The organism is Pedococcus sp. P2_A3 (assembly GCF_056405035.1).
The window spans coordinates 346393-370011 of the sequence record NZ_JBFUCW010000001.1; the positions used below are offsets into that span (position 1 = coordinate 346393).

Annotated in this window: 20 protein-coding genes; 18 read left to right on the forward strand and 2 right to left on the reverse strand. The window is 64.9% G+C overall.

Features of this window, described 5'->3' with window-relative positions; all coding sequences use genetic code 11:
• Positions 1–37 precede the first annotated feature (37 nt).
• From AC1DX8_RS01715 to AC1DX8_RS01745, 7 genes are all read left to right on the forward strand, one after another.
• On the forward strand, positions 38–1528 hold the full coding sequence (locus tag AC1DX8_RS01715) for an aldehyde dehydrogenase family protein (protein WP_477628164.1): 1491 nt from the start codon (positions 38–40) through the stop codon (positions 1526–1528).
• A gap of 47 nt (positions 1529–1575) precedes the next feature.
• On the forward strand, positions 1576–2376 hold the full coding sequence (locus tag AC1DX8_RS01720) for an aspartate/glutamate racemase family protein (protein WP_477628165.1): 801 nt from the start codon (positions 1576–1578) through the stop codon (positions 2374–2376).
• Between the two features lie 80 nt (positions 2377–2456).
• The gene (locus AC1DX8_RS01725; protein WP_477628166.1) at positions 2457–3194 is read left to right on the forward strand and encodes an SDR family NAD(P)-dependent oxidoreductase; all 738 of its coding nucleotides are present in this window, start codon (positions 2457–2459) and stop codon (positions 3192–3194) included.
• Positions 3195–3348: 154 nt separating this feature from the next.
• Positions 3349–4416 carry an ABC transporter permease gene (locus AC1DX8_RS01730; RefSeq protein WP_477628167.1) on the forward strand — a complete coding sequence of 356 codons (1068 nt, stop codon included), beginning with the start codon at positions 3349–3351 and terminating at the stop codon, positions 4414–4416.
• 67 nt (positions 4417–4483) lie between these two features.
• Positions 4484–5779: a substrate-binding domain-containing protein gene (locus tag AC1DX8_RS01735; protein WP_477628168.1), complete on the forward strand. Its 1296-nt coding sequence runs from the start codon at positions 4484–4486 to the stop codon at positions 5777–5779.
• A 104-nt stretch (positions 5780–5883) separates the two neighbouring features.
• Complete coding sequence (locus AC1DX8_RS01740; RefSeq protein WP_477628169.1) at positions 5884–8397, forward strand: ATP-binding cassette domain-containing protein; 2514 nt, start codon at positions 5884–5886, stop codon at positions 8395–8397.
• A gap of 103 nt (positions 8398–8500) precedes the next feature.
• Positions 8501–9493 carry a zinc-binding dehydrogenase gene (locus AC1DX8_RS01745; protein WP_477628170.1) on the forward strand — a complete coding sequence of 331 codons (993 nt, stop codon included), beginning with the start codon at positions 8501–8503 and terminating at the stop codon, positions 9491–9493.
• Between the two features lie 53 nt (positions 9494–9546).
• Here the strand turns inward: AC1DX8_RS01745 and AC1DX8_RS01750 are convergent, their stop codons facing one another.
• A complete protein-coding gene (locus AC1DX8_RS01750; RefSeq protein ID WP_477628171.1) occupies positions 9547–10275 on the reverse strand; it encodes a FadR/GntR family transcriptional regulator in 729 nt (242 codons plus the stop codon).
• Between the two features lie 161 nt (positions 10276–10436).
• Between AC1DX8_RS01750 and AC1DX8_RS01755 the strand changes: the two genes are divergently transcribed.
• From AC1DX8_RS01755 to AC1DX8_RS01800, 10 genes are all read left to right on the forward strand, one after another.
• Positions 10437–11264 carry an HpcH/HpaI aldolase/citrate lyase family protein gene (locus tag AC1DX8_RS01755; protein ID WP_477628172.1) on the forward strand — a complete coding sequence of 276 codons (828 nt, stop codon included), beginning with the start codon at positions 10437–10439 and terminating at the stop codon, positions 11262–11264.
• Positions 11265–11470: 206 nt separating this feature from the next.
• Positions 11471–11899, forward strand: coding sequence for a cupin domain-containing protein (locus AC1DX8_RS01760; RefSeq protein WP_477628173.1), 429 nt, complete (start codon positions 11471–11473; stop codon positions 11897–11899).
• Between the two features lie 119 nt (positions 11900–12018).
• A complete protein-coding gene (locus tag AC1DX8_RS01765) occupies positions 12019–12786 on the forward strand; it encodes an SDR family NAD(P)-dependent oxidoreductase (RefSeq protein ID WP_477628174.1) in 768 nt (255 codons plus the stop codon).
• A 134-nt stretch (positions 12787–12920) separates the two neighbouring features.
• Positions 12921–13790, forward strand: a complete 870-nt coding sequence (locus tag AC1DX8_RS01770) for an NAD(P)-dependent oxidoreductase (protein WP_477628175.1) — start codon at positions 12921–12923, stop codon at positions 13788–13790.
• Between the two features lie 250 nt (positions 13791–14040).
• Positions 14041–15117, forward strand: a complete 1077-nt coding sequence (locus AC1DX8_RS01775; protein ID WP_477628176.1) for a substrate-binding domain-containing protein — start codon at positions 14041–14043, stop codon at positions 15115–15117.
• A gap of 43 nt (positions 15118–15160) precedes the next feature.
• The gene (locus AC1DX8_RS01780; RefSeq protein WP_477628227.1) at positions 15161–16684 is read left to right on the forward strand and encodes a sugar ABC transporter ATP-binding protein; all 1524 of its coding nucleotides are present in this window, start codon (positions 15161–15163) and stop codon (positions 16682–16684) included.
• On the forward strand, positions 16681–17892 hold the full coding sequence (locus AC1DX8_RS01785; protein WP_477628177.1) for a sugar ABC transporter permease: 1212 nt from the start codon (positions 16681–16683) through the stop codon (positions 17890–17892). Before AC1DX8_RS01780 ends, AC1DX8_RS01785 begins: the two co-directional genes overlap by 4 nt.
• 1 nt (position 17893) lies before the next feature.
• Positions 17894–19384: an aldehyde dehydrogenase gene (locus AC1DX8_RS01790; protein ID WP_477628178.1), complete on the forward strand. Its 1491-nt coding sequence runs from the start codon at positions 17894–17896 to the stop codon at positions 19382–19384.
• A gap of 94 nt (positions 19385–19478) precedes the next feature.
• Entirely contained in the window at positions 19479–20861 is a 1383-nt protein-coding gene (locus AC1DX8_RS01795) for an MmgE/PrpD family protein (RefSeq protein WP_477628179.1), read from the forward strand.
• Between the two features lie 16 nt (positions 20862–20877).
• Entirely contained in the window at positions 20878–21651 is a 774-nt protein-coding gene (locus AC1DX8_RS01800; RefSeq protein ID WP_477628180.1) for an SDR family oxidoreductase, read from the forward strand.
• Between the two features lie 189 nt (positions 21652–21840).
• On the opposite strand, the gene AC1DX8_RS01805 is transcribed toward AC1DX8_RS01800, so the two are convergent.
• The gene (locus tag AC1DX8_RS01805; RefSeq protein ID WP_477628181.1) at positions 21841–22680 is read right to left on the reverse strand and encodes an SDR family NAD(P)-dependent oxidoreductase; all 840 of its coding nucleotides are present in this window, start codon (positions 22678–22680) and stop codon (positions 21841–21843) included.
• A gap of 45 nt (positions 22681–22725) precedes the next feature.
• On the opposite strand from AC1DX8_RS01805, the gene AC1DX8_RS01810 reads away from it, so the two are divergent.
• Positions 22726–23475, forward strand: a complete 750-nt coding sequence (locus tag AC1DX8_RS01810; protein WP_477628182.1) for an SDR family NAD(P)-dependent oxidoreductase — start codon at positions 22726–22728, stop codon at positions 23473–23475.
• The last annotated feature ends 144 nt before the right edge of the window (positions 23476–23619 follow it).

The window sequence follows — 23619 nt, forward strand, 5'->3', positions numbered from 1 at the left end:
CCACTTGTCCACGACTGCGCACTGATAGGAGCCATTCATGCACGGACTCAAGAAGCAGGTCTCCAGCTTGGTGGAAGGAGACCCGACCCCCGTCCCGTGGCCCATGCTCGTGCACGACGAATGGACCCTCGGCACGTCTACCTCATCGATCGACGTCTACGACCCTGGCACCGAGCGGGTGATCGCGCGCATTCCGCAGGGCACCCAGGAGGACGTTGACGCTGCCGTGGCCGCTGCACGCCGGTCCTTCAATGAGGAGAGCTGGCTGAGGATCCCGTCGCCCGAACGGTCGCAGATCATGTGGAGGATCGCAGACCTGCTCGAAGACCACGTCGACACCATCGCGACGATCGAGAGCTTGAACCAGGGAATGCCCCGAGGAAACGCACGAACCTTCGTCAACCGGGCTGCGCGCGTGTTCCGCTACTACGCCGGGTGGGCGGACAAGCTCGGCGGTCGAAGTAGCGAGATCTCGGCGGACGGACGGCTCTACCACGCGTACACGCGCAAAGAGCCAGTCGGTGTCGCCGCCATGATCGTGCCCTGGAACACGCCTTTGTTGATGGCCGCGTGGAAGGTAGCGCCGGCACTGGCCGCGGGGTGCTCGACTATCCTCAAGCCGGCGGAGGAGACGCCGCTGACGGCACTTCTGCTCGCCCACATCTGCTTGGACGCTGGTGTCCCCGCGGGGGTGCTCAACCTCGTCACCGGCTACGGCCACGAGGTAGGTGCCGCGCTGGCGTCGCACGACGACGTCGACAAGGTGGCCTTTACCGGGTCGACGGAGGTCGGTCGAGAGATCGTGCGGGCCGCAGGCGTCAGCAACCTGAAAAAGGTTTCTCTCGAACTCGGAGGCAAGTCCCCCGTCGTAATCCTGGACGACGCCGACATCGACTCCGCCATCCCGGCCGCCGCCAACGCGATCTTCCAGAACTCCGGCCAGGTCTGCACCGCGGGATCTCGGCTGTATGTCCACGAGCGCTCCTACGAGCGCGTCGTCGAGGGCGTGCAACAGATCGCCGGCAACATCCGGGTTGGCTACGCCACCGAACCCGATGTGCAGATGGGCCCCCTCATCTCCGCGAAGCAGCGTGACCGAGTGCTCGGCTACATCGAGGTAGGCAAGTCCGAGGGGGCAGAGGTTGCGGCTGGCGGGCGAGGCCGAGATGTCGGGTACTTCGTGGAACCCACAGTCCTCGTAGGCGCCAACTCGTCAATGAGGGTCGTTCAGGAGGAGATCTTCGGGCCCGTGGTCACGGCCATTCCGTTCAGCGACCCCGAGCAGGCGGTCCAGTGGGCCAATGACTCCGACTACGGCCTGGCAGCGAGTGTCTGGACCCGTGACGTCAGCAAGGCTCACCGGATCGCCCGAGCCCTTCGAGCGGGCCGCGTGGGCATCAACGTGCACGGCCTGGCAGATGTCTCGATGCCCACCGGCGGCTACAAGCAGTCTGGGTGGGGTCGTGAGCTCGGACCTGAGGGCCTTGAGGTCTTCCTTGAGACTAAGTCCGTGTTCACCCAACTCTGATTCCTTCCACCCTCATCGAGGGTAGACCGTCCATACGTGAGGCCAAGATGAGAATTCTCTTTCAGCTGATGGCGTCCGAGACTCGCAGTCCCGGCTTCATCAACGAGGTGCAGCGACAGCTTGACCAGGTGGTAAGTCCCGGTACGGAGATCGTCGTGCGAGGAACACCGCACGGAGCGTTTTCCGACCAGTACCGCCTGCTGTTCCACTACGACGAGCGCGACATCATCGAGAACGGTTTGAAGGCCCAGCACGACGGGTTCGACGTCTTCGCCATCGGCAACTCCCTCGACCCGGGCGTGACAGCCTTGCGCGAGATCCTTGACATCCCCGTCGTGGTGCAGATGGAGGTGTCCTGTGCTGTGGCGGGCATGACCGGGGAGCGGTTCGGCATCGTGGCTACCAACCAGAAGTTCAGCCCGCGCTACCGCGAGTTGGTCCGTGGATACGGATATTCCGATCGACTTGTCGGCGTGGACTCGGTGAGATTTGACTACCTGCCTCGTATTCATGAGGGATTCACGGATGCGACCGTGGCAGAAGCTGTTGTCGAGGCTTATGCGGCGTCGGCCCGCCGTCTCATCGCCCAGGGCGCCGACACCATCATCGGGGCCGGGGTGCACACCACTCTGGCTGCACAAGCGGGCCTGCGCGAGGTCGACGGGGTAGTCATCCAGGATACCTATGCAGTGCTTGCAAGGTTCGCCGAGGCCGCGGTCGCGATCCATCAGTACACCGGTCAATGGACGAGCCGGGGCCCGCTCTACTCCAAGCCTTCGCGCGAGATCATCGCCAAGGCGCAGGAGATGTATGGCGTTCCGTACACCGAGGGTCTCGACCTCTCCTGAGAGGGGTGCCCTCCACTGCGCGGTTTGTCCGCTGGAGCCACGACCCCAAGTGTCGGCCCGACATCTAGGAGAGTCCCAACATGGGAAGAGCGGCCCTAGTCACAGGCGCTGCCCAAGGTCTGGGGAGGGCGTTCGCGCAACGGCTTGCTGCTGATGGTGCAACGGTCCTGTGCGTAGACCTCGCCGACACTGGGGTCACGGTCTCAGCCATTCGCAACGCAGGAGGCTCAGCACACGGGCTCGTCGGTGACGTCAGTTCTGCCGCCGACGTGGATCGCATCCACCGCGAGGCCGTGGGCTTGGTCGGTGACGTCGCCGTGCTCGTCAACAACGCGGGGATATACCCATTCGCTCCGTTCGAGTCCATCGCCTTCTCCCAGTGGAAACGCGTCATGAGCGTGAATGCCGACTCGGTCTTTCTGATGTGCCAGGCCTTCGCTCCCTCGATGCGGAGTGCGGGTTGGGGGCGCATCGTCAACATGGCTTCTGACACGTTGCGCATCGTCATCCCGGATCTCAGCCACTACACCGCAAGCAAGGGCGCCGTGGTCGGACTCACGCGCGCATTAGCCACCGAGTTCGGCCGCGATGGCGTCACCGTGAACGCCATTGCGCCCGGTGTGGTGCGGACTGAGGGAACGGTCGGACCGAGCCAGGAGGAACCGCAGTCCTTTGCGAGTTTCGCGGAACGCTGCGCCATTCCCCGGGTGGCGGAGCCGCATGACGTGGCCGGCCTGCTCACCTTTCTCGTGTCCGAGGAGGCGGCCTTCATCACCGGGCAGACCCTCTGGCTTGATGGAGGACTGGTGCGCGGCTGAGTGGTCCGCGCGGGAGATGCCTCCTCCTGGTATCGGTCAGACAAAATACATGAGTTTATGAAGACTGACTCTTGCATCCTATGTCAATTCTATGATCCGATGTACGCCAAGCGTCACGTTGTACGCGCGGAGCGACCGCGATCACCGTGAGGGCTTGGCGCACAAGGAGGTGTGGATGGTGGCTGCTTCGCCCGTTGACACGGCTTCATTGGTACGACCACGTCCACTGGTCGACCTGCGGTACAGGCTGCCGGCGCGATACACCATCGCTTGGTCCGGGCTGGCGCTCACGATTCTGCTGTCGACGATCTTGAGGCCCGATACCTTCCGGACAGCTTCGCTCGAACTCATCACAGCGCTGGCCGGCTGCTTGCTCGTCGCGAGCCTCGGACAGATCCTCATCGTCATGCTCGGCGAGATCGACCTCTCGGTGCCGGCGTACATGACACTGGCCGCTGCGCTGAACGTGCACTACCACAACGCCGGTTGGGGAGCTGGAGTCACGGCTGTCCTTGCCGTTCTCGTGTGCGCCGTGATCAGCGCCTTCAGTGGAGTCCTCGTCTCGGTCGTGCGGCTCAACTCCATCATCGTGACGTTGGCCATGAACACGCTCCTCGCGGGAGTGCTCGTCCAGGCGCTGGGGCAGACCTATTCCCAGGACGGGGATGCTCCGGGGTGGCTCATCGACCTCGGGCGAGCGAATGTGTGGCGGATCAACGCGATCTTCATCGTGGCGGTCGTCATCGCCGGACTCGGCAGCGTTCTGCTCTTCCGCACCCGCGCGGGACGTCAGGTCTCGTTCGTCGGCGCCAACCGAACCGCAGCGCGCCTGCTCGGGATCCGGCTTTACGCGGTCCAGATCAGCACCTTTGCCGCGGCCGGAGCGCTCTATGGAATCGCAGGGTCACTTACAGCAGGCTTTGTCCGCAGTCCTGACGCGACGTTGGGGTCCACCTATCAGCTGACGACCCTGACCGCCGTCGCCATCGCCGGCGCGGTCTTCAGCGGCGGTCCGGTGAGCATCTCGGCCCTGGTCGCAGCGTGCCTGCTCCTTCAGACCCTCGACCAAGCCCTGACTTTGCAGGGGATGGACAGCGGCGTCCGCGTGCTGGTCCAAGGCGTGCTGCTGGTGCTCGCCGTGGCGGCCGGCGCTCTCGCCCGTGTCGTCCGTCGGGGCGTTGACCCTCTCTTCCAGCGGCGCGCTCAGAAGGCCCAATCGTGAACCTGACCCTCTGCACCCCCGAAAGCCAACCCGGCTCAAGGATGACATTTGCAATCGAAGGAGTGGAATGAACCCGACCAGAAGGCGACGCCTTCGGCGCGCTAGCGGCATTGTGGCGGTCTTCGCCGCACTCGCCACTCTGCTGGCCGCGTGCGGAGGATCGCCAAGCGGAGCAAAGGCGAGCAGCGCGGACGCGGCGTCGTGGCAGAAGACCGCCTATCTCGCCCCGGACCAGGCCAAGCTCAAAGAGGTCGCTGCCAAGGTGCTCAACGGCAACGCAGACGTGAACGCTCTGGCTCCGGAAATCCAGCAGGCCATGATGCTCGCGAGCGAGCCACTGACTGAAGCGCAGCGCCAGACTCTCAAGACGTGTCTCGCGAAGGACTCTTGTGAGACTGGCCAGGGCAAATACACCTTGGCCATCGTGGATGACCAGGTCAACACCTGGTACAGCATGGCTCGCGCTGAAGTCACTTCGGTAGCCATCAAGTCGGGTGCAGTCGCCAAGATCATCCACTTCTCGAGCAACCTCAACGTCCAGCAATACCTCGCGGACTGGCGCTCGGCCATTGGCCAGGGCGCGGACATGATCGTGAGTCAGTACGGAGCCCTGGGCAACCAGGCCGGTCCCGCTATTGCGCAGGCCAAGGCCAAGGGAATCCCCGTGGTCAACGGGTGTTGCATGTTCTCACCCGAAGTGATGTCGAAGCTTTCGACCGTGACCGAGGCCTCCATGTGTGACATGTGGAAGAACGGAGGAGCAAAGGATGTCGCAGCCCACCTCAAATCCAAGGGGATCGGCAATCCTACCTTCGCGCTATTCACGGGGCCGGCAGGCAACTCGTTCGCGGCTACCTGGCAGCCATGCGTAAAGGAGGCCCTGCAGGCGGAGGGGATGAAAGGCGTCTACGACGGCACCACCGACTGGACGCCACAGGGCACGGTCAAGGCAGCGGCAGCCCTGCAGGCATCAGGCAAGAAGCCGAGTGTCATCGTGTACGACACCTACGCCGAGGACTTCATCCACGCCTATGAGGACGCCGGCATCAAGGACCTGCCGATGTTCGTCCTGACAGCGTCGAGCACCGTCGGGACGGCCAAGGCCTACAAGGACGCTCTGGCCAAGGGCTTCAAGGCCGACATCTGGGTGGCCCCTTCCAACGTCTGGACCGTCAACCTCGCCTTCATGACAGAACTGTCACTCAAGGACGGGAAGAAGGCGTCGTCCAATCCAATCCAGTACCCGATGAAGCTCACCGACCTCAAGGACGTGATCGGGTCCATCGACCTGAACATCAACCAAGCAGCCTTTCTCGGCAGCACGCTTGATGCTCAGGATCAGAACGAGTCCTTGAAGCACTAAGCAGAAGCGGACTGGTACGCGCCAAGTGACAAGGCCGGGTCGTCTCAAAGGGACGGCCCGGCCGGCGGGCGGATCAGCACCCATGGAGCAAAGGAATCGTTGACGTGACCGACGCTATGTCCGACGTTGATACGCGCGTGGAGGAGCCGATGACCACGCCAAGAGGTCTGGTTCTCGCCGGCGTCACCAAGACCTACCCCGGTGTGATGGCCCTGAACGACGTCAGCTTCGAGTGCCGCCCAGGCGAGGTTCACGCTCTTGTGGGTGAGAACGGCTCGGGCAAGTCCACCATGATCAAGACGGCGGCCGGCTTGCTCGCCCCTGACGCGGGCCGGGTCTGGATCGATTCTGCCGAGCTGGGCCAGGGCGGACCACGCAAGGCCCGGCGGCTCGGTCTGATGACCGCCTACCAGGACAGCTCCCTCGTCGAGGACCTCACTGTTGCCGAGAACCTCCTGCTGTCCTACCACTGCCTCGGTGACGAGGCCCCGAAAGACCTCGACAAGGTCTTGGGTGGCTTCGACCTTCCGTTCGGGGCGGCTGATCGGGTCGGCGACCTCGGGCCTGGTGGACGGCAGATGCTCGAGGTCGTCCGTTCCGTCGTCCACGAGCCCAAGGTGCTCCTCCTAGACGAGCCCACCGCCGTGCTCGACATTCCGGCAGCCGAGCGGCTGCAGACGCTGATTCGCCACATCCGCGACAGTGGCTGTGCGATCGTCTACGTCAGCCATAGGTTGGAAGAGGTCCGGCGACTGGCGGACCGCCTCACCGTTCTGCGTGACGGCGCCATTCAGGGCACCCACGCCAGTATGGACTGGGAGGTCGACCACATCGTCGAGCTCATGGTTGGCGCCCCCGTCGACCTCGAGTTCCCTGTTCGGCCTGCCACCACTGCTGAGCGGGCGGTGGTTCTCGCGGTCGAGGACCTCCAGGCGCCCGGCATGGGTCCCGTCTCACTCACGGTGGGGCGAGGAGAGGTGGTTGGGATCGCGGGCGCAGAAGGCAGCGGCCAGCGTCAGCTGCTGAGGGCCTTGGTCGGCGTCGGGCGCAAGTCGGGTTCGGTTCAGGTCGAAGGGCGGAAGGTCCCCGCCAACCCGACTGGGGCGTTGCGGGCCGGCATCAACTTTCAAAGTGGCGACCGAGTCGCCGAGTCAGTGTTCCCGAGCATGGCGGTCGCCGACAACAGCACGGTGCAACTGGGTTCTGAGCTAGGCCGGGGCGGTCTGAACGTTCCGTCGAGAGGACTCGACCGGTTCCGCGGTGTCGTGAGGCAGCTCGGGATCGTCGTGGCGTCACCGTTCCAGCCGATCGGTGAGTTGTCGGGTGGCAACCAGCAGAAGGTGGTCCTGTCCCGTGCGGCTCTGAGGAGCCCGCGGGTTCTTGTCATCGACGAACCCACCCAGGGAGTTGATGCCAAGGCTCGGCTGGACATTTACCACGTCATCCGAGAGGTGGCCGATCAAGGTGTCGCCGTCCTGATCAATTCGTCCGACTCCAGCGAGCTGGCCGGGCTGTGTGATCGGGTGTACGTCCTCGCAGACGGATCCATTATTGACGAGGCCTCGAGCGAACTGAGCGAGTCCAGCATCGTCAGACGCTTCGTGAGCACCACTGACAAGCCAGAGCAGATGGCGGAAGAGGAGGGGCAGACGAGCCGCCGGCTGGCCCGGCTCTTGGTGTCACCCTGGGTTCCGGTGGGCGTGCTTGCGCTTCTCTCGGCCGTGCTCGCGGTCTACGCTGGCAGCCGGACGCCGCTCTTCTTCGAGTCGTTCAACCTCAACAACATCATGTTGTCCGCCTTGCCTCTGGTCTGGATCGCGATCGGTCTGCAGTTCTGTCTTCTGGTGGGAGAGCTGGACATTTCCATCGGAGCGACGACGACGCTGAGTGTCGTCCTGGCCTCTTTCCTGCTCGACAGCGGGTCGCCCGGCTCGCTCGCCGTGGGCATCGGGGTGATCCTTGCGGTGGCCGTCCTCGTCGGACTGGTCAACTCCCTGCTCACCCAGTATTTGGGGGTCAGCCCGCTAATCGCGACGATCGGGACCCTCGGCATCGTTTCGGGTGTCTGCATTCTCCTTCGGCCCAAGCCGGGCGGGACGATCGATGCCGACTTTGGGATCGGCTTGCTCCGTGCGGCTGGGTTCGTCCCCTTGGGCTTCCTCGTCGTCCTCGTGATTGCGCTGCTGGGCGACTTCTGGCTCTTTCGCTCCGGCGGCGGCTTGTCGAGTCGGGCTGTGGGGCTGCGCGGCGAGTCAAGCCTGCGCGTAGGTGTCCACGTAGGACGGATCAAGACGATGGGGTACATCGCTGCCGCGCTCGGCGCCGCCTTTGGCGGGATCTTTCTGTCGGTTCAGGTGGGCGTCGGCAGCAACGACGTGGGCCTGGGATTGGCTCTGCCAGCATTCGCGGCGTGCTTTCTGGGAGGAGCAGTTCTGACGGGTGGACGCGGGACCTTCGTCGGCGCGGCTTTCGGCGCGGTGTTCCTCACGGTCATCAGCAACGCAGCGCAAGCGGTGAGTTTGCCGTTCGCCTGGACGCAGATCATCTACGGCGCGATCCTGCTCCTCGCCGTTGCCGTGTACTCACTCGCGGCCCGTGCCGCTCTGGCGAGCCGATGAATGGGCCGTTGATGTACTTGCCCTTGTCGGTCAGCCTCCCCCCTAGCGAAATGAGTTCTGCATCATGAGAGCTGCGGTCTTCTTGGGAGACAGCCGACTTGCCGTGGTCGAGGTCGACGACCCGGTTCCAGGTCCCGGTGAGGTCGTGGTCGCGGTTCGCGCCTCAGGCATGTGCGGCAGCGACCTGAAGTACTACCGGGGCCCGAGTAACGACACGTTCGCGTCCGGACGCCTGATCTCCGGGCACGAGCCGGCTGGCGTGGTGCACGCTGTCGGCCCAGGTGTGCCCGACGCGGCACCGGGAATCGGTGAGCGCGTCATGGTGCACCACTACATCGGGTGTGGTCAGTGCCGCCAATGCCGCAGCGGATGGACACAGATGTGCACGACAAGACCTGTCACCGTGCTGGGGATGAACGGCAACGGCTCGCACGCGCCCTTTCTCAAGGTGCCGGCGGCCACGCTCATCCGTCTAGACGAGCGGCTGACGTTCGAAGCAGGCGCTGCAATTGGCTGCGGGACTGGCACCGCTTGGGGAGGTCTGCAGAGGCTGGGCGACCTCGGTGGTGCAACCTTGGCGGTATTCGGTCAAGGGCCGGTCGGACTGTCCGGCACGATGCTCGGTTCTGCCTTGGGCGCCAAGGTCATCGCACTCGACACCGAGGACCACCGTTTGGCCTTGGCACACCGGGCTGGCGCGTTCGCCACGATCAACCCGCTGCGGACGGACGTGGTCGAGCGGGTGCGGGAGCTGACCGAGGGGGAGGGCGTCTACGCCGTTCTCGAAACATCGGGGTCTTCCGTTGCGGCCGCCAGCGGCCTCAAAATCCTCGCACCCTGGGGCCGATTCTGTGTCGTCGGCCTCGGCGGAGAGGTGCGCTTCGACGTCATGGATTTCCATCGGTCCCAGATGACAGTAATGACCTCCTGGTCGATGTCACTGGTGGCGCAGGAGGAATGCAGCAAGTTCGTCGCCCGGAACGGTGTCCCTGTGGACGACCTGTTCTCTCACCGTTGGACGCTCGACCAAGTCGAAGAGGCCTATCAGTGGTTCGACAAGCAGGACGCCGGCAAGGGTGTCATACAGTTCCCATGACTGCTCCCGCGCTGCACGCCGATACGGCAGACGCCTGTCCGTTCCCAGGCGAACTACGACGAGTGCGAGTAGCGCAGCACGAAGTCCAAGTGCTCGCGCATTGCGTTGCCAGCTGCGTCAGCGTCCTGACGGTCGATCGCGGTGAGGATCGCGATGTGCTGCCGCACCGTCTTCTGAGCAACGGGGCGGGTCACCTCCAGGAACTGGGCCGGGTGCGTGGCGTCGTGAACGGCGGCGATGAAGGCCTCGAGGAGTCTGTTGCCCGATGCGCGGCCGATGGCTGTGTGAAACCGGAGGTCGTAGCTCGGAATGTCCGGGTCGTCGAGGGTGGTCTTCTTCTGAATCTCGACGACGGACCGCATCATCTCCACGTCGTCGTCTGTGCGGTTTCGCGCAGCCCACTGCGCAGCAGGGATCTCCAGCACGCGGCGGACCTCCGTGATCTCGTCGATGTCCAAGGCCCCTATGCGCACAATGGTGTCCATGGATTCGCTCAGCATCTTGCTGAGCGAACCCGGGGTCACCGTGTTCACGAAACTGCCGCCGGCTACTCCCGGAATCTTGCGAATCAGGCCCGAGCTGACGAGGGCACCGAGTGCCTCGCGCACCGTGGGGCGACTCACCCCAAACTGCGACGCAAGCTCGGTCTCCGCCGGAAGCTTCTCGCCCTGAGCGAAGTGACCCTCCAAGATCGCTTCACGCAGCTGCGCCTCGACCTGGTCCCGCGGACGAGTGACCTGTTGCGCCTGAAAACGCTTGTCGGTCGTTCCGGTGCTCGCCATGCTGGTGTCTCCTTGTATCGCGGTGCAGCGGTGGGTCATGGCCGGTCGGGCAATAGCAGCCTCGTAGGTATCCATATTGTCCTACAGATGACATCTTGGCTGGGACGTACGGTACCAACCCGCCGCCAACTCGTCGTCGCCCCCCGGGTCGGACGCCCGCGGTGACTCCTGAGAGTCGACAGCTCGCGCTGCTGACCGCGCGAAGCCTCCTCTTTGTGCCGGGCAACCGTCCCGAACGCTTCGCCAAGGCTGAGGCCGCAAGACCGGACTTGACCATCCTCGACCTCGAGGACGCGGTGCCGGCCGACCAGAAGGAAGCATCACTGACGCAAGTCCTCTCATGGGTCGAGCACCACGACCGCGCCATCGTCCGGATCAACTCTCTGGCCAGCCCGTGGGCGGCCCACGAACTGGATGCCCTGCGGGGGAGCGGTGTCCCGGTCATGCTGCCCAAGGCAGAAAGCGAAGGAGACGTCATTCGCGTCCATGAGGCAACGGGTGGGGCTCCGGTCCTGGCCCTTATCGAGACAGCACGCGGCGTCCAGGCCGCGCATGCCCTGGCCGCGAGTGGAGCCGTGGCGCGCTTGGTACTGGGTAACGTTGATCTCGCCGCGAGCCTCGGTGTCGACCCGGCCTCCCGAGCAGCCCTTGCGCCAGCGCGGGGTGCCCTTGTACTCGCCAGCGCTGCAGCGGAATTGCCGGGACCGATCGACGGAGTCACCACTAACCTGGACGACCCAGCTCGGCTGATCGAGGACGTGCGTCACGCTCGCGAGGTCGGCTTCGCTGGGCGCCTCTGCATCCACCCTCGCCAAGTCGGCCCCACCACCGCAGGAATGAGCCCGACGCCAGCCGAGGTGGCCTGGGCGGAGCGGGTGGTCGCATCCGCGGTGGAAGGAGTGTCAGTGCTTGACGGTGCGATGGTCGACGCACCGGTGATTGCCAGGGCGCGGTCCATTCTGGCGCGTGTCAACTGCGCGGCAGACTGATAAATATCTGACACTTGCGTTTCTGTCAATCTCGTGCTTCGATGTCGCGGTGGCCGACTCATGTTGGCCAGCCTCGAAGCGGTGCTGAAGGAGGAGCGGATATGGCTGGAGCGCACCAAGACATTCGCGTGAGGCGGGTGGTCTCCGGGCTCGACGAAAACGGACGGTCAACGATCGTCAGCGACGCGTACACGGAGACTCGGCTGGTGACGGACGCGTTCGTCCTGAACCAGATCTGGCAGATTACGGAGCTGCCTCCTCACGTCAATGACGAAAACGCTCTCACGAGCGAGGCCCGCATTCCTCCGCCTCCTCGGGGCTTCACCCACGTTTTGGCGACCTTCCCGCCGGACAGTACCTGGGAGTACGGTGCCGGCGGTTACGAAGCCTCCATGGCTGCCGCGGGCGCCGGAGAGTCGCATGTGGACAGCGACGTTGACCCTGGAATGCATCAGACCGACAGCGTCGACATCATCACGATCGTCGCTGGCGAGTGCGTCGTCGTGCTGGAGGAGACCGAGACCGTCCTCCGCGCCGGCGACACCTTCATCCAGCGCGGTACGAGGCACGCTTGGCGTGTGACTGGGGACCAGCCTTGCGTCCACTCCACGGTCATGGTCGGAGCCCGGCGTTAGGCCCGCGCCGCGGAAAAGACGCGGCGTCCCTGACATCGTGGCGCGATGTCGATGCCCCCTGAAGGACACGAGTCAAGCACGCAAACCAGTTGCGGGATGAACGATATTGAGGTGTCGCTGTGAATCCGTCGTATGACTTCTCAGGCCGTGTGGCGTTGGTGACCGGGGCGGCGATGGGCATGGGACTGGCCACCGCGCAAGCATTCGCCGAAGCCGGAGCCAAAGTGGTCCTGGGTGACGTGAATAAGGCGGCACTGGACGCTTCCGTGGCTGGCCTCGAGGCCAGCGGCCATGACGTCGTGGGTGTGCCCTGCGACGTGTCCGCCGAGGACGAGGTGGCCCACCTCGTCGACACGGCCGTGAGCCGCTTCGGCCGCTTGGACATGGCCTTCAACAACGCCGGCATCATGGTTCCGGCGACCGACGCAGCGGAGGAGTCGCTCGAGCAGTTCGAGCGCGTCCAGGCCATCAACCTGCGCGGTGTCTGGGCCAGCATCAAGCACGAGCTGCGGGTGATGGGGCCGCAGGGATCTGGCGCGATCGTCAACAACTCGTCCCTGGGCGGCTTGGTGGGGAACCCCGGACGGGCGGCCTACCACGCATCCAAGCACGGGGTTCTGGGCTTGACCCAGAGCGTGGCGCTGGAATACGCCCCGCGTGGGGTTCGGGTCAATGCCATCTGTCCCGGGACCATCCGTACGCCGATGGTGGACGGGCTCTTTGCCAGTGGTGACCTTGCGGAGTCGGACGTCACGTCGCTGGCGCCGATTGGTCGGCTGGGAACTGCTGAAGAGATTGCCGCCGCAGTTCTCTGGCTCTGCAGTCCAGCTTCTGCCTTCGTCGTAGGAGTGGCTCTACCCGTAGACGGCGGTTACGTGGCCCGCTGACCCAACGTGGGCGAGGCCTCCGCATGTCGGAAAATCCGCCGCGTTGGGCTACTCAGGTGTGCACCCCGGGGCCTGCCCGTGGTGACGTGGAACAGGCAGCCACCGCGCTGAGGTGGCGGATCGAGGAGGTTTCCGTGCGAGAGTCCATCGGTTTCATCGGGATCGGGGCGATGGGGTCAGCGATAGCGTCGAGGCTCGTCGATTCATGCGATCTCATGGTGAACGACCTCAATCCCGCGCTCGCAGAGGCGCTCATCGAGCGGGGTGCCCGCTTCGCCGCCAGTGACGAACTCGCGGCGCAGTGCTCCACGATCTTTCTGTCCCTTCCAGGGCCGGACAATGTCTGGGGCCTGCTGATCGGGGAAGGTGGCCTGGCGGACAAGCTGCAACCTGGCACCCTCATCATCGATACGACCAGCAGCACCCCCGTGGTGGACGGCGACCTCGTCTCAGAGCTGCGAACTCGGCAAGTCGCGTATGTCGACGCGCCGATCGCGGGTGGGGTGCGACGTGCATACTCCGGTGACGCCACGTTGATGGTCGGGGCCTCGGACGAGCACTTCGAACGGGCTCGACCGTGGCTCGAGAAGGTGACCACGCAGGTGTTCCATCTCGGCCCGGTCGGTGCGGGACACGCCGCGAAGCTCGTCAACAACCTCCTCAACTCATGCAACCGGGTCGCAACCGTCGAGGCCCTCAACCTCGCTCGGGCCTGTGGTATTGACCGCGAATTGATGGTCGAGGTCCTGAACAAGTCAACCGGACGCAGCTACGTCACCGAGTACACGTATCCGACCCTCGTCGCGACGGGGCAGGCGCAGGGCTTCACCCTCGACCTCATGCGCAAAGACGTGCGGCTGGCCAATGAGCTTTCCGAGCACGTGGGCCTCGACCTTCGTCTCGGGGCCGTGATCGATCAGGTACTGATCGAGGCGATCGGCAAGCTGGGACCTTCGGCCGACCAGACTGAATTGATGTTGAAGTGGGGCGCTAAAGACTGCTGAGTCCGCAAGCACGGCCTGCGGGACAGTACGGGCGCCCGAATCAACCTCACCTCCGGTGGACCAACCTCACCGAGGTACGCATTCGAGAAATCGCATAGCTTTGAACTGTCAGACTATTGCCCTTGCTGTAATTGGGTGTTAACGTCAGACTATTCGCACCGACGGTGATGCAGGTCACGTCAGCGTGGATTCCCCTGTGAGGGTGGCGGTCCAAGCCACTCATTGGCACTCTAGATGTGGAGGCGTTCACATGGCCCGACCCTTCAGTTCTTCTCTGCGCAGCCCGGTGCACGCCGTCGCCATCGGCGCCGTGGTCGCGACCATGTGCGCCACTCTCACGGCCTGCGGGTCCTCAAGCGGTGGTGGGTCCGGCTCGTCGAAGGGCAAGGGGAACCTCATCGGAGTCGCGTTCTATTCGCAGGACCAGAAGCGCTACCCGTTCGAGGCGAACGCGATCACCGAGGAAGCCAAAAAGAACGGCGACAGCGTCATCGTCAACTACGCCAAGTCGAGCTCGAGCACCCAGGCGAGCCAGGTGGAAAGCATGATGCAACGCGGGATCAAGGTGCTGATCCTGCAGTCGTTCGACTCCAAGTCCGCCGGGGCGATCGCGAGCAAGGCCCAGGCGCAAGGCATCAAGGTGATCGCCTACGACACACCGGTAGAGGGCGCGAAGGCCGACTACGCGATCTCTCGCAACAACACTGACCTGGGCAAGATGCACGCAGAAGACGCCCTTAAGGCAGTGCCCTCCGGCAAGTACGCAGTCATCAGGGGCGACGCCGCCAACTCCGCACAGAAGGAGATCGGCCAGCCCTACAACGACATCCTGAAGAAGGATTCAGGGATCAACATCGTCTACGACGTGGCGACCCCGCAGTGGTCCGCAGAACAGGCCCAGCACGAAGCTGAGGCGGCCCTGCAGAAGAATCCCGACATCAAGGTGTTCGTTGCAATGTGGGACGAGGCCGCACAGTCCGTCGTCAGCGCCCTCAAGGCGGCCGGAAAGAAGCCTGGCGAGGTGTTTGTCACCGGCACCGATGCGTCGACACCCAGCCTGGCCTACATCGCGCAGGGCTGGCAGGGCGAGACGGTGTGGACTCCCATCGATGAGATGGCTAGGGACGCCGCCGACATCGCGCACGCGTTCGCGGCGGGGCAGAAGCCGCCGGCGCCCGACGCCACTGTCGACGGGGTGCCGCGCGACTACGTCAAGATCACGAGTGTCACCAAGTCGAACCTCTGCGATTTCATCACCAAGATCGCCCCCAAGGGTTGGGTGACCCCAGACGAGGTGTTCGGTGCCGGGACCACTGAGTGCGGGTGAGGTGCAGCCCGCTACCGACCCGGCGAAGGGTGCCGGGTCGGAGGTGCTCCTGTCGGGCACCGGGCTCACCAAGCGGTACGGAAACGTCACCGTCCTCAGCGACGTCGACTTCGAGCTGAGGGCAGCAGAGGTCCTTGCTGTCGTCGGTGAGAACGGCGCGGGCAAGTCGACGCTCATGAAGATCATCGCCGGTGTCATCCCGGCCGGTGACCACGACGGCGAGATCTGCGTGCATGGCGCGCCCGTCGAGTTCACCTCCATCCGTGCCAGCGGCGACCACGGGGTGGTGCTCGTTCCTCAGGAGCTGCACGTCGTGCCGCACTTCACCATCGCCGAGAACATGTTCCAGGGCCACCTGCCCGGACGGCTCGGCATCTACGACGAACAGGCCGCATTCCAGCAGGCGCGTGAAGCACTGGCCATCTTCGACCTCGACTTCAAACCCAGCGATCTGGCCCGCACGCTCTCGCCCGCGCAGCGGCGCCTGATCGTCCTTGCAGGTGCTCTGTACCGTTCGGCCAAGGTCCTCATTCTCGACGAGCCGACCGCTGCCCTCACGGACTCAGAGGCCGAGGTCCTGCTCGGCCACCTCCGCAAGCTCCGAGATCACGGCGTGGGCATCATCTACATCACCCATCGCCTGGACGAACTGGACCAGATCGCCGACCGTGTCCTGGCGCTTCGCAACGGCGTCAAGGTCGCGGACTTCGAATCGGTGCCCTCGCGGTCGGAACTCGTCGGCGCCATGCTCGGCAGCGAGCTGAAGGAACTGCGGGAGATCGCCCGATCGGCCGCCGCTGAGGTCGGTGTCGAGCCGGTCCTCCAGGTGCAGGACCTGTGTGTCTACACCGGTGATGGCACCCGACGGCCTCGAGCGCAACACATTGCCTTCGACCTCTATCCCGGGGAGGTCCTGGGTCTGTATGGCTTGGTCGGTGCAGGCCGCTCCGAGCTGGCGAGAGCTCTCTACGGCGCCTGGCCGGGACCCGTGGACGGCACCGTCCGGATCGCCGGTAGCACCGGCCTCCCGCGCAGCCCTTCTGCTGCGGTCAGGCGTGGCATGACACTTTTGGGAGAGGACCGCAAGTCTCAAGGCCTGCTTCCGGGTCAGTCCGTCGCGCGCAACATGACGCCGTCGATGTTGCTGCGACAATTCAGCAGCAAGCGGATCTTCATCGACCAGGGCCGTGAGCGTCATCGTGTGGATGAGCTCATGGGGAATCTGGGCGTTCGGCCGGGCCGAACCGACCTTCCGATCGATGCGCTGAGCGGTGGCAACCAGCAGAAGGTTCTGCTAGGTCGGTGCCTCGTGGACGGGCTGAAGGTTCTGATCCTCGACGAGCCGACGCTCGGCGTGGATGTAGGTGCTCGCAAGGACATATTCCACATCGTGCGCTCTGTCGCCCAAGAGTTCTCCGTCGGCGTGCTGCTCATCTCCAGCGACGTCGACGAGGTGCTCACCGAGGCCGATCGCATCCTCGTGATGTACAAGACGAAGATCTGCGCGGAGTTCCCCCGCGGGTCGACCGCCCACGACCTGTTGTCCGCGGCCACGGGAGCCCAATGATGAATGCCTCTAACTCACGATCTCAAGTCCTCAATCGGTCAACGCCGCCGGGTAGCGATACCTCTCCTGCTCGTGGCTCGCGGCTGCGCGCGGTCCTGCTCTCCCGCACCGCGGTGCTGGTGGTGGCAACGTTGGCCCTCATCGCGTACTTCGAACAGACCTCGGGCGGATCCTTCATCACCGCTACCAACGCTTCGCTGCTGGTCCGGCAGGCGGCAGTCGTCTCGGTACTTGCCGCTGGAGTCGCCATCCTGATCATCGTCGGCGAGATCGATCTCTCGATGGGCAGCGCAGCGTTTCTGACCGGCCTCGTCGCGGCCAAGCTCCAGGTGGGTGGTCATGGGGTGGTGGTGACCATTCTCGCGGCCCTCGCCGTCGGGGTGGTCATCGGCGTCGTCCAGGGTCTCGTCACCGTCTGGTTCGCGATCCCCGCCTTCATCGTCACGCTCGCCGGCTTCCTCCTCTGGCGAGGCATCGGCCTTCTTTGGACGGACGCCGGCGGTGTCGGGCCTGTGAGCGGAGAATTCTCGGCCCTCACCGAGGGACGGATGCACGACGCACTCGCCATTGCCCTCGTCGTTGCCGTCCTCGTGATGGGGTTCTGGCGGTCCTACCGATTGGTGCGCGCGGCACGGGCTGCCGGCGATCCCCTTCCGGTGAGTGAGCTTGCGAGCTCTCTGGGCGTGCCCGTCCTGCTCGCTCTCGCAGCCGTCTGGATCAGCACCGGTGCCGCTGGGCTGCCCAACGCGCTCATCTGGGTGGCCGTGGTCGGGGTTGTTCTGGGCGTCATGCTCAGCAAGGCGAAGTTTGGCCGTCAGGTCTTCTTGCTCGGGTCAAACCGAGAGGCCGCGGTGTATGCCGGCATCAACGCTCGCCGTACGGTCGTCATCGCCTTCGCCATCATGGGCGTTGTTTATGGCGTGGCCGGGGTCATGCTGACGGCACGTGCTGGCGTGTCAACGGCTGACGCCGGTACCAACTTGGAATTGGTGGCCATTTCCGCCGCAGTTATTGGCGGCAATTCCCTACGCGGCGGTGTCGGATCCGTGATTGGGGCAGTGATGGGCGCTTTCCTGCTCGCGACCATCGACAACGGCATGTCCCTACTCGGGGTCTCGTCGTACGCCCAGAACGTTGCGAAGGCGCTGATCCTCGTCCTCGCCGTAGGGCTGGACGTGCACTTCACGCGCAGGCAAGGAAGGTTCTGACATGGGAACGGCTCTCGGGGATCTGCTGACTGACCATACGCGCGTCTTCATCGACGGCGAGATGGTGCCCTCCGCGGCATCTGAGCGGCTAGAAGTCGTCTCTCCGTGGAGCGAGCAGGTCATCGCCTCGGTTCCGTCCGGTAACCGAGATGACATGGACCGGGCGATCCGCGCTGCGAGACGTGCCTTTGACTCGGGTCCCTGGCCGAGCACACCCCTGGAGGAGCGAATTGCGGTGCTCCTGCGCTTTCGTGACCTGGTCACAGAACGTGCCGAGGACTTTGCTCAGTTGATCACCGAGCAAATGGGTTGCCCGATCACGCAAGCGCGCACCATCCAGGTCCCTGCGCCCATCGCCGTCTTGGAGGGCTACGTCGAGGACGCTCAGGAATATCCATTCAGCACCGTCCGCCGCTCCAGGGTGGGACAGTCTTTGGTCGTACGTGAACCTGTGGGAGTCGTCGCAGGCGTGGTGCCCTGGAACGTGCCGTTCTCCCTCGGCCTTCAAAAGATCGTCCCTGCCCTCCTCACCGGCTGCACTGTGGTGCTCAAGCCTTCTCCCGAGACCCCGCTGGATGCGTTCCTGACGGCGAGCCTGCTCACGGAGGCAGGTGTGCCGCCAGGCGTGGTCAACGTGGTGCCGGCTGACCGGGACGCCAGCGAGTACCTCATCTCCCAACGTGACGTGAACAAGGTGACGTTCACGGGAAGCAGTGCTGCCGGCAGGCGGATCGCGGAGATCTGTGCCAAGGACCTCCGACGCGTGACACTGGAGCTGGGCGGAAAGTCCGCTGCCGTCGTGCTGGAGGACGCGGACTTCGCACAAGTGATGGACTCACTACGCCTGGGCTCCTTCCGAAACAACGGGCAGATCTGCAGCCTGAAGACTCGCCTCCTCGTTCCAGAGAACCGCCATGGCGAGTTTCTCGATCACCTGGGCGCCCTCGTCGATTCAATGGCGGTCGGTGATCCGCACGACGATGCCACGCACATCGGGCCCCTGGTGACGTCCCGTCAACGTGAGCGAGTCGAGGGCTACATCAAGGTGGGTTCGGCCGAAGGGGCCACGCTGGTCCGGGGAGGCGGCCGCCCGCGCAACCTCGACCATGGGTGGTTCGTGGAACCCACTGTCTTCACCCGTGTGGCTCCAGACGCCACCATTGCGCAGGAGGAGATCTTCGGGCCAGTCGTGTGCGTGCTTCCCTACGACTCCGAAGACGAGGCGATCCACATCGCCAACAACTCCGACTACGGCCTCAACGGCGCCGTGTTCACCCAAGACCTTGAGCACGGGCTTCAGGTAGCAGCACGCGTCCACACGGGGACGGTGGAACTCAATGGCAGCCCGGCCGGGCCTCGTGCCCCGATGGGAGGGGTCAAGCTGAGCGGGCTCGGGCGTGAGTACGGCCCCGACGGGCTAGGGGCTTTCGTCGAGACCAAGGCGATCGCCATACCAGAAGAACTCGCTGCCTCCCTCGAGACCAGTCACTAGCCCGAGGCCCTGGGCGCCGTCCCGGGGCCGAATGAACGCCCATCCTGCAGATCGGGACAAGCCCAGTACTGGTCCCATGAAAGGGAGTATCACTGTGCCATCACAGGAAGCAGACCTTGTCGAGCACTTCGGTGCCATGGCTGCCGCGACCGACTTCTCGAGCCTGGGGGAGGAGGCCATTGAGGCGGCGAAACAAAGCATCTTCGACACCCTCGGCGTCAGTCTTGGCGCGAGTCGGCTCGAGGACTCCGTCACGACGGTCCTCGAACTCATGCGTGAGGCAGGCGGCAAGCCCGAAGCAACGGTCATCGCCTCCGGAGTGAGGCTGCCGGCTGAGGCGGCTGCCTTCGTCAACGGGGCGATGGCGCACTGCCTTGACTTCGACGACTACACCGACTGGGGTCACCATGCCGCGAGCACTCTGGTGCCCGCGGTCTTTGCCGTCGCCGAGCGGGCCGGCGGCGCTTCTGGCCGGGACCTGATCACCGCCGTCGCGGTCGGCCAGGACATATTTGGAAGACTCCGGCAGTACGTGGAGTGGCAGCAGGACTGGAACATCTCACCTGTGATGGGCGTCTTCGCCGGCGCGGCGGCGGCAGCCAAGGTCATGGGTCTGTCAGCCACCCAGATCTCGAACGCCATGGGCATCGCGAGCATGAGCGCGGCCGGGACCATGGAGGTCGTGCGTGGCAACAGCGACGTCCGAGGGATCTACGCGGCGTACTCGGCCAGGGGTGCAGTCAATGCCGCGTTGTTGGCCGCCAAGGGCCTCACCGGCATCAGCACCCTGTTCGAAGGGAAATACGGTTTCCTCAACACGTACTTCGGCGGCAATTACGACCGCGCGGCCATCTTGGGCGGGCTCGGCGAGGAGTACCAGGGTGCGGCCACGCTCTACAAGCGATGGCCGTCCGTGAGCACTTCCCACAGCCATATCCACGCCACCATCGCGTTGATGCAGGAGAACGCGGTCAAGGCCGCCGACCTCGAGGAGATCCGGGCGTTCGTGGGTGACTGGCATCAAGTGATGTGCACGCCGCTCGAGGAGCGCCGCGCACCTCAGACGGCCCTTGACGCGAAGTTCAGCCTTCCTTATCTCCTTGCTGTCGCGGTCGATCGCGGCGACGTCGGTGTCCGCGACTTCACCGCCGAGCGTCGCAATGACAGTGCCATCCGCGAGCTCGCCGGAATGGTCGTGCCTGTGCCGGATCCGAACCTCGACTGGAAGCTGGAGATCCCCTCCGGACGGGTCGAGCTCGTCCTCAAGGACGGGAGACGGCTGGAGAAGCAAGGCACCTCCGTTCCCGGTACTCGTCAGGCGCCTCTGAGCTGGGACCAGCTGACCCAGAAGTTCGACGACTGCGCCGGCGCGTCTGCCCTAGCGCTGACGGCCGACGACCTGGCGCGCATACGCGGCCTTGCCGAGGCGTTGGACACCGTCGACGATGGTGTCGACCTGATCCGAGCCATCGCGTGATCGGAGGACGACTCCCGTGAACCTGGGGATTGCCGGGCGGCGCGCGCTCGTCACCGGTTCGAGCGCGGGGATGGGACGCAACATCGCCCTGGCCCTCGCCGCTGAGGGAGTCGACCTCGTACTCTTTTCGCGCAATGAGGACAAGTTGGGCGAGGCGGCAAGCGAGATCAGAGAGAAGCACGGTGTCACGGTCACCACACACGCCGGCAGCATGACCTCGCCCCAGGACATCGCGGCGCTGATCGCGCACCTGCGACACACGGGAGGTCTCGACATCGCGGTCCTCGTTTCCCCGCGGCCCCCCACGCCGTTACGCCCCTCGCTGGAGGAAACGGACTCGGCGCGGTGGCAGCTGGCGTACGACAATCAACTCGCCAGCGTGATCGGCCTGGTGAACGGTCTGGGCCCTTTGCTCCAAGAACGCGGCTGGGGGCGCCTGATCGCGATCACTTCGGCGCACGCGAAGCAACCGGTCGAGGGCCACGCCCTCTCAAGCGTCTTTCGGGCAGGGGTGACGGCCTACATGAAGGGCTTGGCCGCTGCCCTCGGGCCCTTCGGGGTCACCGTCAATTGCGTCGCTCCCGCCCTGATCGAGACGCCGCACCGGCAGGGGGCCGCCGCCTACACGGCCGAGCAGACCCAGCACCGGTCAAGCCTCAGCCCCTTGGGTCGACTGGGGACCCAGGAGGAAGTGTGCGCAGTCGTGGGCTTTCTGGCCTCTCAGCAGGCAGGATTCATCACCGGGTCGAGCATCGTCGTGGACGGCGGGATGGGGACTTCGCTGTTCTGAGCATCCGCCCTACCCAGACGCGGGGCGCTGACGCCGCCTGCTCGGCAGGCCCAGTCAGGCCCTCCCAGGCGCGGCCCTCGCCGAGCATCTTGGGTCGGCCCCTGCTGGCCGGCCCCGTAAACCTGCTCGCCCTCACGCCTCGGCCGCCGCCCTGGCCTGGCCATCTCCATCGTCGCCAAGGAGCACCGGTTACATGCGGTCGGTTCGCCCGCCATCGACATACACGGTGTGCCCGGTGATGAAGCTGGAGTCCGCCGAGCCGAGGAAGAGAACGACCGCTGCCAGTTCCTCCAGCCGACCCGGCCTGCCGAGCACGGCGGCACGGCTGCGCTCCTCGATGTGCGCTGCCACCTCGTCAGGCGTCCGCGAGGACGACGTCAACGGCGTGAGGAAGAACCCAGGCGCGACACAGTTGACCGTCACGCCGAAGGGGCCCAGCTCGCGGGCCAGCGTCTTGGTGAGCTGGATGACCGCCGCCTTTGCCGAAGCGTAAGCGGCGCTGCCGCCAGGTGATCCGGCCGTGGCGTGGGGTGTCGTCCCAGTCCCGGCGACCGACGAGATGTTGATGATCCGCCCACTTCGGCGGGCTTTGAATTGTGGCGCCAGCGCCTGGACGCAGAAGAAGACGCCTTTGAGGTCCACGTCAAGGACGGCATCCCAGTCATCGGCGTCGGCCGTCGCGAATGGGCGGTAGCGAGTGACTCCTGCGTTGTTGACCAAGATGTCCACATGACCCAGGTTCTCGACGACGCCGCCTAGCCCCGCATGAACTGCTCGGCGGTCGCCCACGTCGAGTTCCAGAGGTGAGGCAACGCCCCCCGACGCACCGATCTCCGTCACGGCATGGTGCAGCGCCTCGTGGTCCCTGTCGGCCAAGACGACGTGCGCACCTTCCCGCGCGAATCGAGTGGCGATGCTGAACCCCATGCCCGACGCTCCGCCGGTGATGACGGCGACCTTCTTATCCAGCTGCATGATCGCCTTCCCGTGCTGTCTACGATGCGCCAGCGAGACCGATGAATCCTGCACTGCTATGGTATCTGTCGGGCAATAAACAGTCTGTCAGGAGTAGTGATGACGCGCAATGCCGTGGTGGTCGGTGCCAGTTCGGGAATCGGTCAGCAAACGGCCGTGCGCCTCCTCGACGAGGGTTGGCGGGTGTGGGGCTTGGGTACCCGCGAACGTTCGGCGACCGAGCTGCCCCAAAGCGAAATGCTCACGTACCAGCAGTGCGACGTGCGGGATCCACGCGGCGTCGCGGGAGCGTTCGCGGAGATCGCCCCTGACGCTGGAATCGACGCCCTCATCTACTCCTCCGGCGTCAACATCGGTGGCCCGCTCGCGTCCGTGTCGCTCGACGAGGCTGACCTCATGTTGCAGGTCAACCTCCGCGGGCCATTGCTGGCTTTACAGGCGGCTTTGCCACAGCTACGCACGGCTGCAACCGAGGAACGTCCGGCCCGAGTGGTCTTGGTGGGGTCTGTCGGCGGCATCAGGCCCAAGGTGTCCGGGGGGGTTTACGCGGCGACGAAAGCGGCTGCCCATGTGCTGGCACAAGTGGCTGCCGTCGAGCTGGCCCCCGAGCACATCACCGTCAACGTGGTGGCCCCTGGTTCCACCGACACGCCGATGATCCAGGCCGCCCTGGAGGCCAGTGACCAGTCGGGCTACCGGATCTCAGGAGCCTCGCCCCTCGGGCGGATGGGCCGCCCCGACGACGTGGCAGACGTCATTCTCTTCCTGCTCAGTGATGCAGGCTCCTTCGTCAACGGGGTAGTCCTGCCTGTGGACGGAGGGACGCGTGCCGCCTACGACCCCCGATAGGCCGCCCGGGCGCACAGGCAGCCACAGTCTTGACTGAAGGCAAGATGTCAGACATATTGCCTTACGCAGATTGCCTATGAAGGGTTTCCCTCCCTTCAAGGCGGCCGGCTCCACGTCCCGTCACCGGCAGGTGCCAACGAGTCC

Coding starts and splice junctions, on each gene's coding strand:
- AC1DX8_RS01790 (WP_477628178.1), top strand. CDS start 17,894: ATGGGAACGGCTCTCGGGGATCTGCTGACTGACCATACGCGCGTCTTC.
- AC1DX8_RS01785 (WP_477628177.1), top strand. CDS start 16,681: ATGATGAATGCCTCTAACTCACGATCTCAAGTCCTCAATCGGTCAACG.
- AC1DX8_RS01810 (WP_477628182.1), top strand. CDS start 22,726: ATGACGCGCAATGCCGTGGTGGTCGGTGCCAGTTCGGGAATCGGTCAG.
- AC1DX8_RS01775 (WP_477628176.1), top strand. CDS start 14,041: ATGGCCCGACCCTTCAGTTCTTCTCTGCGCAGCCCGGTGCACGCCGTC.
- AC1DX8_RS01720 (WP_477628165.1), top strand. CDS start 1,576: ATGAGAATTCTCTTTCAGCTGATGGCGTCCGAGACTCGCAGTCCCGGC.
- AC1DX8_RS01750 (WP_477628171.1), bottom strand. CDS start 10,275: ATGGCGAGCACCGGAACGACCGACAAGCGTTTTCAGGCGCAACAGGTC.
- AC1DX8_RS01715 (WP_477628164.1), top strand. CDS start 38: ATGCACGGACTCAAGAAGCAGGTCTCCAGCTTGGTGGAAGGAGACCCG.
- AC1DX8_RS01735 (WP_477628168.1), top strand. CDS start 4,484: ATGAACCCGACCAGAAGGCGACGCCTTCGGCGCGCTAGCGGCATTGTG.
- AC1DX8_RS01725 (WP_477628166.1), top strand. CDS start 2,457: ATGGGAAGAGCGGCCCTAGTCACAGGCGCTGCCCAAGGTCTGGGGAGG.